Source organism: Nostoc sp. S13 (genome assembly GCF_029379315.1).
Classification (GTDB): domain Bacteria; phylum Cyanobacteriota; class Cyanobacteriia; order Cyanobacteriales; family Nostocaceae; genus Nostoc.
In genome coordinates this window covers 1-16,654 of sequence record NZ_JAQYWQ010000029.1, presented here as the reverse complement: position 1 = coordinate 16,654, position 16,654 = coordinate 1, and the positions used below count along the sequence as shown (strand labels likewise).

The window sequence follows — 16,654 nt, the reverse complement described above, 5'->3', positions numbered from 1 at the left end:
TTAGGAGAAGCGACTGCGAACCCAGAGGGTGAAAGCCTTGATATTTACACCCTAGCCCACTTAGAAGCTTCTGGCGATGCATCACGAAAGCATTAAACGCACAGTTATTCTCTAAGTAGAGATGGGCATTGGTTATTCTCCTGGTTAATCCAAAATCCAAAATCCAAAATTGAGTCACCCAAGATACCGTTGTAATAGCCCAATAAAAACTTCTGGTATTTCCAAATGAGGTAATATTCCAGCATCTGCGATCGCACAAAAATCTCGAATTGCTCTTGTATTTAAATTTACCAATCGTCGTCCTAATTTGATGTTGGTAAATTGTGCCTTTTCTCCCCAAAAAATCACCGTGGGAATTGTCAGTTGTTGAATATATAAACTCAGGTCAAAGTAAAGATCGCCCCGTAAAAATGCCAAAGCGGCAAATTTGGCATTAGGTTGTTGTGCAGAGGTTAAATAAGCTTCCACCATCTCTTGGGATACTCGTTGTGACTTAGCAAAGAGAAAACTTTGTAAAAAATTTCGGACTGCAATTTCATTTTCAGCACCAAGGATGTAAATAAAATTGTCTAACAAAGGCGTATTGACCACCGAAAGCGGAAGTCTGCGTCCAGCACCCTCCCCAAAATCATCAAATCCAGAGGGACACACCAAAAACAGTGCTTTGAATAAATTGGGTTGAACAATAGCTAGGCGGATAGCAAAAGCGGCTGTTAGAGACGAGGCTACTACCGTCACAGGCTGGCGACAAGTTTGAATGATAAACTCTGCGATCGTGCTGAGATAATCCCTAATTTTATAATCCCGGACTGGATGAGCCGATTCTCCCCAGCCGATTAAATCGGGGGCTAAAATATGGTAATTAGAAGCAAAAGCCGGGTAAACTTTAGACCATTCATATGCAGATGCCCCACCACCAAAGTTATGGAGAAACAGTAGTGGGCGTAAATCTTCAGTATCAGCGCTTGGCTCAGTGACCACCGCAGGCAACGCCCAAGGTGCATTCGTTTGGGTATAGTAAACCATTGCCCCCAAGGATGTATGGATAATTTTATGTCCAAAGCCAGGAGGTTGAAACTGAAGCATAAAATTCAAAAGTTTAGTTTAATGGCATTTTACCCGAAGGCAAACTTACGAAGTATAAAGTAAAGCTTACCGATAAATCTGGGAGTAAGTAAAGTTTATCTCCCCCAAGCTGTTTGATATTTAATTTACATATAGTTAAACTAATTCATAATTTATCCTTGTTTTTGCTCACTGTCTCCTGTGATCTGAACAAGTTGATGGAGGTTGTCACTACTGATGTGATAGGCTGCCCCAAAACCAACTACAAAACGACCTTCACTCGGAGTTAGCTGGAAAATCCGAAAGTCAGACAAGCCGCGCAAAACCTCGATAATTTGACCAAAGCGCCCTTGAAATTGCTCAACAATTTGATTCCACTCGTCAGTTTCACGCTCGATCAAAGTTGGCGTACAATCAAAACTCAAACGACGACGGGCAAAAATTAGATTACTCTTGGCTTCATCCTCGATAAACAAGACACTAACATGAGGATTGGCATAGAGATTTTTGGTATGAGTCGAAAGACCACTGACGTAAATGTAGATATTCTTGGAATCATCGATTACAAATGGAGCATAACTAGCATTGGGTATTGCTTGGGCGCTCACGGTGCTAATGATTACACTCTCAAATTCTTCAGGAAACTTTTCGTACTCAGCTTGAATGTTTTCAAGTTGACTCATAAGTAAATTACCATTTGATTTGGAATACCTAATTAAGTATCCTAACGTGATTGAGCGATATCGACGACGAGCGTAGCTGCCGGATGAAATGCCAAAGATTTGGTTTAATTGTAGCTAGTCCCCCTCATTGAAGGGAATAGGTAACAGGTGATCGGTTACAGGTATCTCTTTTGCCCTAATTAAAGCAACTCAGGATTATCGAAGTTATGAGTACCGGAGGATTTGGAGAAACAGACATTGGGCTAAACTGAAGAAAGTTGTGAGGACGCAAATATGACTGACAAAAATCGTTCTCAATGGGATTTAGGCAGGTTTATCGAAACCCTGACTTACTTTGAGGTAATTCCTTTCCTTAACTGGGTACAGCAGTTAATCCAAGGTCGTCCGAAGGATAATCAAGATAGACCCAATGGAGGAAGAAAAGTGGGTGTAATATTAGTAGCAGGTGCAACAGGTGGTGTAGGTAAACGAGTGGTAAGGCGATCGCTCGAAGCGGGTTATAAAGTTCGCGCACTAGTTCGAGACATTGACAAAGCGCGGTCAATTCTTGGTAATGATATAGACTTTGTAGTTGCGGATATCACTCAACCGGAAACTTTAACTCCTTTAGTTATGGCTGATATCCAAGGTGTAGTTTGTTGCACAGCCGTACGTGTGCAACCAGTTGAGGGAGACACAGCAGATAGAGCCAAATATTATCAAGGTGTGAAATTTTACCAACCAGAAATTGTTGGCGATACTCCAGAAAATGTCGAATATCAAGGTGTCAAAAACTTAGTCCAAGCCGCCGCAAAATATTTACCCCAAGCAAACGAAAAACCGATATTTGATTTCACAAAGCCATCAGCAGAATTAAAGGATAACTGGAGGGCGCTGGATGATGTCGTCATGGGTGGCGTGAGTGCCAGTAATATCCAATTAGGGGAAAATACAGCTTTATTTGCTGGTAATGTCTCCACCGATAACTCTGGCGGATTTGCCTCGATCAGAACCAAAAATTTTGATCCACCTTTCAACTTATCTGGTGATGAAGGTGTGAAATTGCGCGTCAAAGGTGACGGTCAGCGTTATAAAATCTTCCTACGGACAGATACAAAATGGGATGGCATTGGCTATAGCTATTCTTTCGATACCGTAGCTAATACCTGGATAGATGTTCATATTCCCTTTGCAGATTTGATTCCCGTCTTTCGAGCAAAAACTGTTAAAGATGCGCCACTACTTGAGCAGAATAGAGTTTGTTCATTTCAACTGATGTTAAGCAAATTTGAACATGATGGTGCTTTGAATCCCAAATTTTCTGCCGGTGGTTTTGCTTTGGAGTTGGAATCAATTAAAGCTTACGGCGGGACAACTTTACCACAATTTATCCTCGTCAGTTCAGCAGGTGTGACTCGTCCCGGACGCCCCGGCATTAATTTAGATGAAGAACCCCCAGCAGTGAAATTAAATGACCAATTGGGAGGAATTTTAACTTGGAAGTTGAAGGGGGAAGATAGTTTAAGAGAAAGCGGAATTCCTTATACAATTATTAGACCTTGTGCTTTAACTGAGGAACCAGGGGGTAAGGAATTAATATTTGAGCAAGGCGATAATATTAAGGGCAAAATCAGCCGTGAGGATGTGGCAGAACTTTGTGTGCAAGCGCTAAAACTAGCGATCGCTTCTAATGTCACCTTTGAGGTAAAACAAGGAGATAATACTCTTAACTCTATCGATTGGCAGAAGCTATTTTCTAACTTAGAACAAGATAAATAAGTCAAGTATCTACTACTTATACTTGGGAGCATCTCAATGAGTGTAAAAAGCCTTGTAAAACCTCACCTCAAGCCTCTTCGTGGGTTCGGAGAGGGAGCAAGAATCTTGTTTATCACCGAATATATTTGCTTTCACTGAGATGCTCCCCTTATACTCTGTAGCCATACCAACATATCTTGTCTAAATAGACTGTTGTAAGACTTTAGTTATTGACATGAAAAAAATCCAAGTGCTAGTACTTGCTGGGATTTTAGCAACAATTATCTGGGGTGGGTTATTTGCAAACACTGCTTCATCGCAGCAAGTGGAGTCCCGCATCAACAACCTGGAAGCGGACTTTAATCGTATCGAGTCGCGATTAAACCAGATAGAGTCTCAACTCGGTCAAAGCCATCAGTCTCCATCCCGAAGAACAACACTTACCCCACGACAGTCAAGTGGTTCCAGAGGGAATTTATCACAGCAAGATCGGATGTTTGATCGGCTAGCAACTTTGGTGATTGAATTGAAGCAACAAGTTAACAAATTAGAGGAGCGAGTTTCTAAATTAGAAACTCGCTGAATATTTAAATTACCCTTTCTACTTTTTAGCCTCTTAATTTAGCATCTACTTATACCTATTTTTCGCTGTAAACAAATAATTCATATTACATAATTTTGGATTTTGAATCTTCAATCCAAAATTTAAAATCTAAAATTCGATGAACGGTTAGATGCAAGACGTTGCAAAATTAAATGATTACGTTGAGTTAATCTTGCTTCCCAGTTAGGTTCAACGACGATTGTGCTAATTTTTTCGACAACAATCGCTGGTCCATTAATACTATCTTCTGGTTGTAAATTTTCCCGCCGATAAACAGGAGTATCATACCATCTATTAGTACTAAACATTCTTACTGTCTCAACAGATGTAGGAGCTTCATCTAAAGGGCGAGTACGAATAATTAAAGGTTCTTCAGGAGTCTCCATCTTCTGAATAACTTCCACTGAGGCTGATTCAACAATTAAGGTTTTCTCTAATTGAATAAAACCATAACGGGATTTATGTTCAGCCTCAAATTCTTGCCGCATCATTGCTACTTCATCAGTAAAATTAACGCCTAATGTAGAGTTAGTCCCCTCATATTTTAAGTTAACTTTTTGGACTATTTCTACTTGGCTACGCACTTGAGCTATTTCACTTCTAGCTTGAGTTTCTAGATATTCACTTAACTGGTGTAATTTAGGAATTAATACTTGAGTGAGAGGCTGTTCTACTCCCGCTTCTCTAATCGCTCTGACATCAGCTAATCCCATTCCATAAGCAGAAAGAACACCAGCATAAGGATGTAAAAATATCTTTTTCATTCCCAAAGTATCGGCAATTAAACAAGCAACTTGCCCGCCTGCGCCGCCAAAACAACAAAGCACATATTGGCTGACATCATAACCCCGTTGCAGGCTGATTTTTTTAATTGCATTCGCCATATTTTCCACTGCGATCGCCATAAATCCAGCCGCGACTTGTTCGGGAGTAGAATGATTTAATGTAGCGGCTTGAATCTCTTCGGTTAATTGTGTAAATTGCTGAATAACAGTATCTTTATCTAAAGGTAAATTGCCATCAATTCCAAAAACCGAGGGAAAATATTGCGGGTAGATTTTGCCTAACATCACATTGGCATCAGTAACCGCTAATGGCCCCCCGCGTCGGTAACAAGCAGGCCCAGGATTTGATCCAGCAGATTTAGGGCCGACACGATAACTAGAACCATCAAAAAAGAGAATTGAACCGCCTCCAGCAGCAATGGTATTAATTGCTAATACCGGAACTCGCATCCGCGCCCCAGCAATTTCCGAATCTAGTTCTCGTTCATACTCTCCTTTAAAGTGGGCAACATCTGTACTTGTTCCTCCCATATCAAAGGTAATAACTAACTTAAAACCTGCCCTTTTACTAGTTTGAACTGCGCCGACAATACCACCAGCCGGTCCGCTCAAAATACTATCTTTGCCTTGAAATTGTTGGGCTGCGACTAAACCCCCGTCAGATTTCATGAACATTAATTTGACTTCGGGTAACTGACTCGCTACTTGGTTGACATAGCGATGTAAAATCGGAGTTAAATAAGCATCGACTACTGTTGTATCTCCTCGGCTAACCAACTTCATTAACGGACTAACTTCATGGGATACGGATATTTGAGTAAAACCGATTGTTAAAGCAAGTTTGGCTATTTGTTGTTCGTGGTTATGATAGCGATCGCTGTGCATAAAAACAATAGCACAACTCCGAATTCCTGTGTTGAAAACTGCTTGTAAGTCACTTTTAACTTGTTCAATATTTATCGGTATTAATTCATTTCCGTTAGCATCATAACGTTCCTCAATCTCTATCACCTGCTCATAAAGCATGGTTGGCAAAACGATATGACGAGCAAAGATATTAGGACGGTTTTGGTAGCCAATTCGCAGCGCATCTTTAAAGCCTTTAGTAATCAGAAGAACAACGCGATCGCCTTTCCGTTCTAACAGCGCATTTGTTGCTACTGTTGTCCCCATTTTTACTACTTCTATCCCTTCAGTAGGAATGGGTTCGTTGCTGGAAAAACCCATGATATCCCGTATACCTTGGATGGCTGCATCTTGATATTGTTCGGGATTTTCTGAAAGTAATTTGTAGACTATAATCCATTGCTGATTAGGCAGAATCACAATTAAAAAACGTTCAGGATGTCTTGAGAGTCTATCTATAATTGCCTGATTATTAGTAACGGCAACAATATCTGTGAATGTACCACCACGGTCAGCAAAAACCTTCAACATTGCTCTGTGTCCTGTATTGCGATCATAGCCTATCATGTAAAGGTAAAGCTCAACGGCGGCAGATCCCCTTTACATCACTACCGAGATTTCAGTTCCGTCTGTTGCAGCACAAAGCTAGGCATTTGCCATTCACTAACATCATTTCAAATTAAACAGAAACGGTTTGACAGAGAAAATCATCCGAGTTAACTCAGTTTGATTGTGTTTGAGAAGATCGTGTCCCCATAAGTTATTCGTGTTATCGGAGCAATCTTTTGCAAGAGCTTCTCCGATCTTTTCAAAATTCCTCTTAATATCTTTTCTTAACCTCTCTGGTTCAGATAATACTCCAAGAACAAATACTCTATTTTCTAATTCATCTGGAATCTTATTTTTTACATAACTCAATCTATCTTCATTCTCATCAAAATCAATCAGCAAAGCAATCATTCTATGTGGATATTGTCGCATTGTAGAGGCATAAAAATTCGTGAATTTCTCCACAACATCTTCCCAACCACGAGCCTCTGATAGGACTTGAATAGCGTGGCTATCGAGGTTTATATCCAGAATAAATCCGTTCGCAATCTGGCGATTAGCATCATCTTCGGGCAACACAAGAATGTGCGGTTTATGCTTATTGCTGCTCATATTTCTATATCGCCACGAATCAAGGCATCTACAAGATCACCTTGAACAGACATATCACTGAGCAATCTCACTAAAGTTGGCTCCAAGTGGCTTTTTCGATCAAGTACAAAGGTATTTTCATTTGAAAATTTTCGGATTCCTTCTTCATTATGCGAAGTCATGAAAATTTGACCACTATTTTTAAATGAGCGTCGCAGTGATGTGATAAAATCTCCAGCTTCTGACAAGGAGAGATAGTTGTCAGGCTCATCCCAGAAGCAAAAAAGTGGTCCATAGAACTTGTTGGCAGCTAAAACGACAGCACAAAGAAAAAAGCATTTCTCACCGTCAGATAAGCTTTCAAAGTCAACACTCAGAGTTGCATTATTTGCTTCAAACCGAACGATCATGCTTTTGGAGTCTTTGCCGATTGGTTCATTAAAAAAATCCTGAATGTCAGGTATAACTTCTCGGAGATATTTATCAACCTCTGTGTAGGCGGCAGGATAGCGACTGAGTAACCCAGAAATCCACTCCCCAAAGTTTGAACCGTCTGGCTTTGGCTCCAAAGTTTCGCCGTTGGAGTCTCCAGTCATCAAGCTTGGGATCGGGGCTAAAATGATCATGCGAGCAAGCCAAGTCTTGAAAATACGAAGCGGATCTGTTTCTGATTGCTCCTGAATGACTGGAAGGGCAACAAGATGCCAATCTACCAGAAACTGAGCTTCACGATTTTGTGAGCTAGTGTGAAGAGTGACTTGAGCTTCTTTTCGAGAGTAAATTGGTTTTCCTGAAACTAACAGTTGCTCTTCAAAAACTCGCAGCTCTTTAAATTTTTCTGGCAAGTCAAACGCCAGGACATATTTATATAATTTTTCGTTAAGTAATACTTCTATTTCAATGCGGATTGGTACATCAGATCTTCTCAGAGTAAAATCTTTCGGACCAATAAGCTTAAGAGAGTCAAGTTCGCGCATTCTATTGATGCCTCGACTAATATTTTGAAGTACCTTTAATCCAGAGGCAATAGTTGATTTACCTACACTGTTTTTTCCAATCAAGAGAGCAGATGGCATCCCCTTTATGGTCAGTTCAAAGTTTTCTAGGCATCTGAAGTTGTTTATATACAGTCTTTGGAGCATAGGAAAACGATTCCGAGGAGTGGAAAGTGAAAGAACCTTTTGATCTCCCTAAGTAGTGAATAAGCATTGCCACGAACGTCTGTGAATTCGGGTGCTTTGCTGATCGAGAGAGGGATTAGCTACATATTAGATTACATTTACTTTCATAACAAACGCTATCCTCAATAAAGGGGAGTTGTATTGCTCCCTTTTGCTTTCATCGGCGTGATGCGAAGTCGCGCCAAGATTGCTACCATCTTCGAGCAATTGCGACAAGCAGGCAAAAGTGAAAGCTGGCTATCTTGCCTTTATGTATCTGTAGGACTTCCCATCGCTAGCCAAATACCAGAAGTGCGATCGCCGCAATTGTTTATGGTAATGAGTTGCGTAGTGATGATGGCATTGGGCAACGAGTAGCTAAAGCGTTGCATCTATCAAATGTGAAATCTATTGCTGTCCATCAACTCACCCCAGAGTTGGTTAAAAATTTAACTACGTTAGATGATGTTGACAATTAAATAGTTTGCTGGTTTAGGGGAATTACAATTACAAATTCTGTACCTTGTCCAACAGCAGAAATACATTGTAATTTTCCCTGATGTTTTTGGGTGATAATCTGGTAACTAATAGATAAACCTAATCCTGTACCTTTCCCAATAGGTTTAGTGGTAAAAAATGGTTCAAACAATTGTTTTTGTACGTTTTCTGGAATGCCTAAACCATTATCAGCAATGCGAATAACTACTTGCTTTTCGCTGGTAAGTTTAGTATGAATCCGAATTTGTCCTCTGTCTTGTACAAGTGACGGATGACTAATGACTAATGACTCTTCAATTGCATCGATCGCATTTGCTAGAAGATTCATAAATACCTGATTCAGTTGTCCGGCATAACATTCTACTAATGGTAGGTCGCCGTACTCTTTGATCACCTCAATTGTTAGAGAGTCACATTTAGGTTTGAGGCGATGTTCCAGAATCATCAACGTACTATCGATACCCTCATGGATATTCACAGCTTTCATCTCTGCTTCATCTAAGCGGGAAAAGTTTCGTAGAGATAGGACGATTTCTGTGATTCTTTCAGCACCAACTGTCATAGAAGTTAGCAAGTTTGGCAAGTCTGTGATCACGAAATTTAAGTCGATGGCTTCTGTTTCTTTTTGAATTTCGGTGACTGGATTAGGATAGTTTTGCTGGTATAATTGCAACAATCTAAGTATATCTTGGATATATTGATTGGCAAAAGTGATATTGCCATAGATAAAGTTAACTGGGTTATTGATTTCGTGCGCTACACCTGCTACCAACTGCCCTAAGCTGGACATTTTTTCACTATGCACCAGTTGAGATGCTAGGTGCTTTGCCTCTTGGCGCAATTGTGCTTCTGAGTGTCGCAATATTTCTTCTGCTTGTTTGCGCTGGGTAATGTCGTGGAGAATGACGACATACTCCTGAAAATTCTGATGGGGTCGGTCTGAGATCGAAACTTCCAGGATTTGGTTTTTCCGATTGCGGAGTAAGGCTTGTTCGCTGCGTTTTGTCCACTGGTCTGGATAGTAGACTAATGCAGGTAGCCATTTGTTGAGGTGATTTCCCAGCAACTCAGAGGGGTTGACACCAAAGAAAGATTCAGTTGCTGGATTAGCCTGCTGGATAATGCCTCGAGCATCCACGACTAAAATACCATCCTGAGCGACAGTAAACAGGTGTTCGGCGGCTTCTCGTGCTTCTGCGATCGCCACCACTTGCGGTAAACTTGTCCAACAAGCGATCGCTACTCCCACAAATGCCACACTCATCAGCAGCACCACAAATAGATTTTCGCCTGCCGCAGTTTCAACTTTATAAAGTTTGACACCAAATAACCAGCCAACTCCCACTGCGCTGCACAGTAAAAAAATTAGGATGCTCACCTGAAGAATTACTGAGTCCTTAATAATTACCACAGGGCGCGTGCGATATCGCCGCATCCACCAACTGCGATGGAATGGAGCGAAGGGCACGCGGCGAATTACTGCATCTATTCCCATGACACCAATGGGAAATAATAGCCCAATTAGCAAGTTGAGCCAACCCCAGGCAAGTCCGCCCACCACCAGCACCACAACTTCTAATAGCAGAATGCCTAGAGATATGCGAGGAAACAAAACTTCCGGGCGAGCGCGCCGGAGCCAAAGCCCTAAATGGAATAACATAAAGCAGACAAACCACCCAATGTTACCAACAGCCACGATTCGCGCTACATCTCCCCAAATCAGATAGACCAAGCACAACATCAGTGTCAAGGTCAAAGCTGGGACAAATACACCCCGACGTGATACAACGGAAAATACTGGTGAAATATGCTTATCTAAGGCTAGCTGATACAAAATCCTTGGGCAATTAGAAACGACCGTTGCCGAACCTAGCAGACAAGAAGCTACTAGCAAAAAGGAAACACTTACAGCAGCTGATTTTCCCCAAAAGGGCTGTGAAGCCGCCACAAGATTCATAAAAGCATTATCTTGGAGGTTTGGATCTGTTGCTAACCGCATCACTACCCAAGACCCCCCCAAAAAGATGGGTGGCATCATCCAAGCCGCAACATCTAAAAAGCGCAGCGTCTGGGTGGGGTGGCGGCTATCAGCGACAAAGGAAGAAGCCGTTTCACAGCTGTAGGTTGCATAAGTGACGAAAAAGAACCACTTTGCCCAATCCACGAAGCCCAAAGATGACCAATTGCTAGGAAAAAACCCCGGACTAACCGGAGAAAACGCTAACCAGCCCAGACCCTGCACACAAAAGGTGATTAGTAGTCCAAAGGCTGGAATTACAAAAAACAAATGTAAAATACTCAGGGCGCGAGTACCACTAAACGCCACGATAAACGGCAATAGTGTAAAGCCAATATCCAGAAATATGTCTGGACAGGCAATACCCAACGCCTCCAAATTCACCTTAATTAAATCTCTGAGTACGATTGTATTAACTGCTAAGTAGGAAACCCAGTTGAGGAGGTATCCAATTGCTGCATAGCGAGCTAGTTCGGGGTAGTTTTGCAGCAGCTTGGTAGCATAGTTAGGTGTTCCTCCAGCCACGTTTAGAAAATGCATGCCCAAGCGTTTCACCTGATAGTTAAGCAGCATTCCAAAAATTACCGCAGGTATCCAGACAAAAATGGCTTGGGAACCGAGAGCAGCATGAATTGCTGGAACCAATGCTGTCCAGGAAATATGAGCTGTCAAACCAAAGCCCCAACTTTCAACAGCACTTAGGCTTCTAGTCAAGCGAGGGTAAGAAGATTGACCCAAAGTGGCATCAGCAGGATGGGACATGATTGGCAGTGCTGGGTGGGATACTGTAATTAAGCTTATTAATTAGAGTTCCCATCTCCTTAATGTTCTGAACAAAGACTTTATTGCAGTGAAAGTTGGATAGGCAATCCTCTCTGGTCTATGTGGTAATTTTAAATGTTAGTAGAGATTGCCTGTACGGGACAGCTGGGGATACACTGTTCACAGACGATACAGCGCGATCGCGTGAATGTTAACTTGGATGTCTCTGGGTGAAGGGTAAGAGCTTCCGTAGGACAAACCCCAGTACACAAGCCACAGTGGACACACACATCTGGGTCGATCGCAATTTCGCCCAATGTATGAGAAACGTTAACATGGCGCGATCGCATCCACTCAATCGCCGCATCTAATTGATCGATATCTCCCGATAGTTCTACTACCAGTTTGCCAATTTGATTTGGGGCAACTTGGGCGCGGATAATATTGGCGGCGACGTTGAACTCTTTGGCCAGTACGTAAGTTACTGGCATTTGCACGGCGCGTTTCGGGAAGGTGAGTGTTACTCGTTTTTTCACAGGTTTCGCAGAGGGTTTTTTCTGTTGTAGCGCGATCTAAAACACATATAATACTCGTATTTGATTTTTGAAAAAAATTAGTACACCGCGAAAAGGCTTCTTCTCCACCCCCTACTCCCTGTCTACGCAAATAATTATGGCTACGCCAGGCTGCGCTAACAAAAATCAAAGCAGACTGCTATATAAATATTAGATTAACGCAAACCTAAAATTTCGGAAATCGCTGCGACAATATCCAGATAGAAATTGCCTTTCACCGCCCGAAACAATTCAAATTTAGAGTCAGGTGCACCAAAAAACGGTCTGAGAAACCATCCTAACTGCATACCTACAAAAGCATAAAGCAATAACCAGGATCGTAAAATAGTAGTGCGGGTTTTTTTGCCAACTTCATCTTGTTGAGAAAGTAATTGCATTCCTTCATAGAGGAATTTAACGCCAAAGATGCCTGTAATGCCAAAAATTAACACATTCAACAGTTTAAAAAATTGATAAGAATCGGGTGTAGTGATCAGAAAAAATAGCGTAACTGGTGCCAAGCTGAATAAAAGCACGCTAATCACTGATACAGATGTGAGTAACACAACGAAATGCTGTTGAATACTGCTCCGTGAACCAAACAAAACATTAAAAAAGAACAAAGTTGGAAAACAGATAATCAGTGTTAATAAATAAAATGCTGGAAGTTTAATAGCACCAGATAGTGCCTGTGCCCAACTGTGAGATGCACCGATAATTGCGCCATAAATGGCAAAGAAAATGGAACTAGTTACGAACAGAGAACTGATTTTATTTTGTAATCTGATTCCGTGACGAATTTCTTCTAAGAAAGCCTGGCGATCGCGGAGTAAATTAACTAAAACGCTAAGTTGTTTAATTCCGTGATTTTGTTTTTTCAGCATATTTTTATATATTGTATATTTTGTGAAATTACTAATGACTAATTACGGATTCCCAAAAGATAGCTAATAGCTTGAATAACGCTCAGATAAAAGTTACCTTCTCTTTCACGGAACAGTTCAAAGGCAGAACCAGGTGTGCCAAAAAACGGTCTGAGAGTCCATCCTAACTGACTGCCTACGAAAGCGTAAAGAAATAGCCAAAATTGCAAAATCTTTTGGCGTGTCTTACTACCTTCATTATCTTGTTCTAAAACTAAACTCGTGGCGTGATATAAAGACGAGACACCAATAAATCCAGTTAATGCAAAGATCAAGACATTTAACAGAATTAAAAATTGGTAATTCTTGGTGGTAATTAAGAAAAATAGTGTGATTGGTGCAAAGCTGAATAAAAGTACGCTCGTGACTGAAACCGCAGTCAATACTAATGCTAAATGCTGTGCAAAAGTCCGCTTGGAACCGAAAATAATGTTAGCAAAGAACAACGTCGGGATACAAATCAGCAGCGTGATTAAATAAAGGGCTGGGAGTTTAATGGCGGAAGCTAAAGCTTGCATCCAACTATGATATGCACCAATAATTCCACCATAAGCGGCGAGAAATAAAGAACTACAAACCAGCAAAGAAATAATTTTAGTTGGTAATCTTGTACCTTGACGAACTTCCTCTAGAAAACTTGGGCGATCGCGCAGGAATCCAATCAGGACTGCAAAGTATTTTATTCCTAAAGATTTCCGTTCAATCATGTTATCCTCATCCAGATATTATTCAAGTTTCATCTGAGTAATCACCGCCAGAACCATACTTCCAGGCATCAATAAAACGATGCCAATAATATTGTTGTTCGTTTGGTTGATTCTTAATCCATATTTCTAACATTGGACTCAATGAAAACAAGGCAGTATATACACCTAAGTTCCCGTAATGCACCATCCAATCTAACAAACTTCCTAAACCTACTTGCGGAATTATCTTGGCAACTAATCCCGGATGAAATAAACCAGTTTTTAACAGTGTTTGCGTTAGTGCCGAAAACTGCACTATATCCTGTAAAAATGGTTTTAGTACTGGTGTACCCAACTGTTGCATTTCCTGAAATACTACTGAGAGTAGTTGGTTAATTTGATCTGGAGCAATTTTCTGATTTACACCAACACTCATCGCCCTTTGAAACAACCAGGTAACAGTCAAACTGGGCTGATAGGGTTGTAGCAGTGCGATCGCTTTTGTAGATAATTGTTTCGTTTCCAGCGCTTCGGAAATGCCAAATGTTAAACGCTTCAGGTGACGCACCATTGCCCCAAAACCACCAAAACTCAAGGGAGATTGACTACCACTGCTATCTCCCACTGTGAGAATGCGATTCCAAGGGGTTTTTATCGGACTTTGGCGATAGGTGGGAAAGAAACCAAATAGCGCCCGTTGAAACTTCAGCTGACTCAATTCCACTCCCTGATATTCTGGTAAGAGACGCAGATATTCTTCAAACAGAGCTTCTAAACTCAAACGTTGGGGATGTGCATCCATGTAGGTAAACAAGTAAGTGGTTCTGCCATCCCTGGCTGGGAAGGCTTCCCAGAAGTATTGACATTGATTCTGCAAAGATGTGAATGATAATATTAAGTCGCCTGAGTTATTTTCGGGAAAACCTTGGGCGCAACTTCCGACAACTAAGCACAAAGCGTCTGGTTTTTTGCCTTGGCGTGCTTGTTTAGTGATGGGCGAAAGATGTCCCATCGCGTCGATTAATAACCGAGTTTTGAATTGATTATTTACCATCACCCCATCTGGATGAACTACCGCTTCGGTAAAAGGTGTGTTTTCTAACAACTTTCCACCAGTGGCGAGAAATCGGGTTTTCAAAGTAGCCAGTAGATAAACTGGATCTACGCCGATATTCAAAACATCCTCTACCCAAACTTCTGTACCGCCATCAAAACTAACTCGTGCTGGGTTATATTGAGTAGCGATCGCACTTGCTAATTCCTCCTCTGTTAACAAGTTCAATTCCACAAACACATCTAATTCTTTGCGAGAAATATTCCACTCTTGTTCCCTCCCCCGCAAAATTCCCCGTTCCATCAACGCCACCCGCAGTCCCTTCACCGCCAAAGCGCAACCAATTAAAATACCCAAAGTGCCACCGCAGATAATTACATCGAAGTCTACAACGCCTAAAGGCTGTTGACTTTCTTTAACTAACGTTGGCACAGGTGCGGAGTTTTCACGCAGAGATGTTAAGATGCGATCGCCTTGGCGCAACCCTCCTAAAACATCGCCCGGTAATTGGGAAAGAATTTCTTCAGTTAAAGACATTTTGGAAAAATTCAACTCTACATTCTAAAACTACCTGAGAATGAAGAAAGTAGATATGAGCATGACCAATGTTTAGCAATCGAATGCGAGGCGCTATTTGAAGCACCTCACAACTGATATCGTTTAGTAATGGTAAAATGCTAATGACGATTAAACAACTACAAAATTGTTTTGGGTTAGTGACAATCCAGCTGATAATTGTGCAAATTTTACCTGAGTAAACCCAGATGCACTACCGTCAAGGTCAAAGAACAATGCACCTGTAATGTCATTGTAGATAAATCGCTCTTCACTAGTGGTTGCAGATGTTGCGATGGTAAACTGGCTCGCTTTGAGTGAAGGTGTTGACAACCCGCCACCAAAATTATCAGCCGATACCTGAATCACGTCAGTAGTAGGGTTGAAGTCATAAAGACTATCAACACCTTCGTGGCAACTATTGAAAGCAAAGGTATCAGTACCACCCCCCCTATAGAGACTGTCATTGCCATCGCCCCCAGGAGGAGGTTATTGCCATATGAACCGTTAGCACTCAAGGTATCGTCACCAGCACCACCGTTGAGGGTGTTTTTGCCAGAGGAGCCAGAGAGGTCAAAAGAATCATTGCCATCGCCCCCAGAGAGCAGGTTATTGGTATATAGACTGCTAGCAGTCAAGGTATCGTTACCTGCACCACCGTTGAGGGTATTATTGCCATCGCCCCCAGAGATCAGGTTATTGGTATATAGACCGCTAGCAGTCAAGGTATCGTTACCTGCACCACCATTGAGGGTATTATTACCCACGGCATCAGAGGCAAATAGAGAATCATTGCCATCGCCCCCAGAGAGCAGGTTATCGCCTGTTGAATTGTCAGCACCCAAGGTATCGTCACCAGCGCCATCGTTGACGGTGTTTTTGCCAGATGAGTTGATGAGTTATATAAGTCAAAAGAATCATTGCCATCGCCCCCAGAGAGCAGGTTATCGCCTGATGAATAGTCAGCATTCAAGGTATCGTCACCAGCGCCACCTATGAGGATATTGCTATAACCACTTATGAGGATATCGTCACCAGCACCACCGTTGAGAGTAGATGAGCCAGAGCCAGAGTTCTCAAGAGAATCATTGCCATCGCCCCCAAAAAATAGGTTATCGCCTGATGAATCGTAACCATTAGCACTCAAGGTATCGTCACCAGCGCCACCGATGAGAGTGTTATTCCCTGCACCAGCCCGCAGTAAGTCGTTCCCACTTTTGCCGTCAATGATGTCATCACCCCCCTGACCATTAATTACATCATCTGAGTTGTCAAAGCCGTTAACATTATTGTTGAGGTCGTTAAGGAAAGTAACTGTGTTCTTGTTGAAGATAGTGCTTTGGGTGGAGTTGGCATTGAAGACATCAAAGCTATCCGTGATGCTAGTTTGCCCATTAAACAAGATATTACCCAAATCTACACTCGCTCCAGTAGATAAGCTTAGGGCGTGTCATCAATTAGGTAAACTGCAATCAGAACTGCTAAAAAAGAATCAATACTCTTGACAACGATGACGCGTCGATAT

The 16,654-nt window shown here is 41.7% G+C and carries 13 protein-coding genes and 2 pseudogenes; 4 read left to right on the top strand and 11 right to left on the bottom strand.

From position 1 onward, the window contains the following. Positions 1-174 precede the first annotated feature (174 nt). Both PUQ00_RS11895 and PUQ00_RS11890 read right to left on the bottom strand, forming a co-directional pair. A complete protein-coding gene (locus PUQ00_RS11895; protein ID WP_300416345.1) occupies positions 175-1,086 on the bottom strand; it encodes an alpha/beta hydrolase in 912 nt (303 codons plus the stop codon). Between the two features lie 152 nt (positions 1,087-1,238). After that, positions 1,239-1,748, bottom strand: a complete 510-nt coding sequence (locus PUQ00_RS11890) for a pyridoxamine 5'-phosphate oxidase family protein (RefSeq protein ID WP_300416343.1) — start codon at positions 1,746-1,748, stop codon at positions 1,239-1,241. A 273-nt stretch (positions 1,749-2,021) separates the two neighbouring features. Between PUQ00_RS11890 and PUQ00_RS11885 the strand changes: the two genes are divergently transcribed. Next, a complete protein-coding gene (locus tag PUQ00_RS11885; RefSeq protein WP_300416341.1) occupies positions 2,022-3,506 on the top strand; it encodes a CIA30 family protein in 1,485 nt (494 codons plus the stop codon). 214 nt (positions 3,507-3,720) lie between these two features. Beyond that, positions 3,721-4,068, top strand: a complete 348-nt coding sequence (locus PUQ00_RS11880; RefSeq protein ID WP_300416339.1) for a hypothetical protein — start codon at positions 3,721-3,723, stop codon at positions 4,066-4,068. A gap of 122 nt (positions 4,069-4,190) precedes the next feature. Here PUQ00_RS11880 and PUQ00_RS11875 read toward each other — a convergent pair whose 3' ends face one another. The 3 genes from PUQ00_RS11875 to PUQ00_RS11865 all read right to left on the bottom strand — a co-directional run bounded on the left by PUQ00_RS11875 (position 4,191) and on the right by PUQ00_RS11865 (position 8,062). Further along, positions 4,191-6,311 carry a hydantoinase/oxoprolinase family protein gene (locus PUQ00_RS11875; RefSeq protein WP_300416338.1) on the bottom strand — a complete coding sequence of 707 codons (2,121 nt, stop codon included), beginning with the start codon at positions 6,309-6,311 and terminating at the stop codon, positions 4,191-4,193. A 138-nt stretch (positions 6,312-6,449) separates the two neighbouring features. After that, positions 6,450-6,941 carry a hypothetical protein gene (locus PUQ00_RS11870; protein ID WP_300416337.1) on the bottom strand — a complete coding sequence of 164 codons (492 nt, stop codon included), beginning with the start codon at positions 6,939-6,941 and terminating at the stop codon, positions 6,450-6,452. Further along, positions 6,938-8,062, bottom strand: a complete 1,125-nt coding sequence (locus tag PUQ00_RS11865; RefSeq protein WP_300416336.1) for an AAA family ATPase — start codon at positions 8,060-8,062, stop codon at positions 6,938-6,940. The genes PUQ00_RS11870 and PUQ00_RS11865 overlap by 4 nt, the downstream gene beginning before the upstream one ends. Before the next feature lie 180 nt (positions 8,063-8,242). Between PUQ00_RS11865 and PUQ00_RS11860 the strand changes: the two genes are divergently transcribed. Next, positions 8,243-8,458, top strand: coding sequence for a hypothetical protein (locus PUQ00_RS11860; protein WP_300416334.1), 216 nt, complete (start codon positions 8,243-8,245; stop codon positions 8,456-8,458). Beyond that, positions 8,398-8,532, top strand: a pseudogene (locus PUQ00_RS11855) (hydrogenase maturation protease); the annotation flags it as partial. The gene PUQ00_RS11860 and the pseudogene PUQ00_RS11855, both read left to right, overlap by 61 nt. A 23-nt stretch (positions 8,533-8,555) precedes the next feature. Here PUQ00_RS11855 and PUQ00_RS11850 read toward each other — a convergent pair. From PUQ00_RS11850 to PUQ00_RS11820, 6 genes and pseudogenes are all read right to left on the bottom strand, one after another. After that, on the bottom strand, positions 8,556-11,357 hold the full coding sequence (locus PUQ00_RS11850) for an ATP-binding protein (protein WP_300416332.1): 2,802 nt from the start codon (positions 11,355-11,357) through the stop codon (positions 8,556-8,558). Positions 11,358-11,488: 131 nt separating this feature from the next. Further along, on the bottom strand, positions 11,489-11,893 hold the full coding sequence (locus PUQ00_RS11845; RefSeq protein WP_300416330.1) for an NIL domain-containing protein: 405 nt from the start codon (positions 11,891-11,893) through the stop codon (positions 11,489-11,491). A 194-nt stretch (positions 11,894-12,087) separates the two neighbouring features. Next, entirely contained in the window at positions 12,088-12,795 is a 708-nt protein-coding gene (locus tag PUQ00_RS11840) for an actin-binding WH2 domain-containing protein (protein ID WP_300416328.1), read from the bottom strand. 38 nt (positions 12,796-12,833) lie between these two features. Beyond that, entirely contained in the window at positions 12,834-13,541 is a 708-nt protein-coding gene (locus tag PUQ00_RS11835; RefSeq protein ID WP_300416326.1) for an actin-binding WH2 domain-containing protein, read from the bottom strand. Between the two features lie 22 nt (positions 13,542-13,563). Further along, positions 13,564-15,111 (bottom strand): FAD-binding oxidoreductase, encoded by a 1,548-nt coding sequence (locus tag PUQ00_RS11830; RefSeq protein ID WP_300416325.1) that lies wholly within the window; start codon positions 15,109-15,111, stop codon positions 13,564-13,566. A gap of 150 nt (positions 15,112-15,261) precedes the next feature. Next, positions 15,262-16,543, bottom strand: a pseudogene (locus PUQ00_RS11820) (calcium-binding protein); the annotation flags it as partial. Positions 16,544-16,654: the final 111 nt, after the last annotated feature.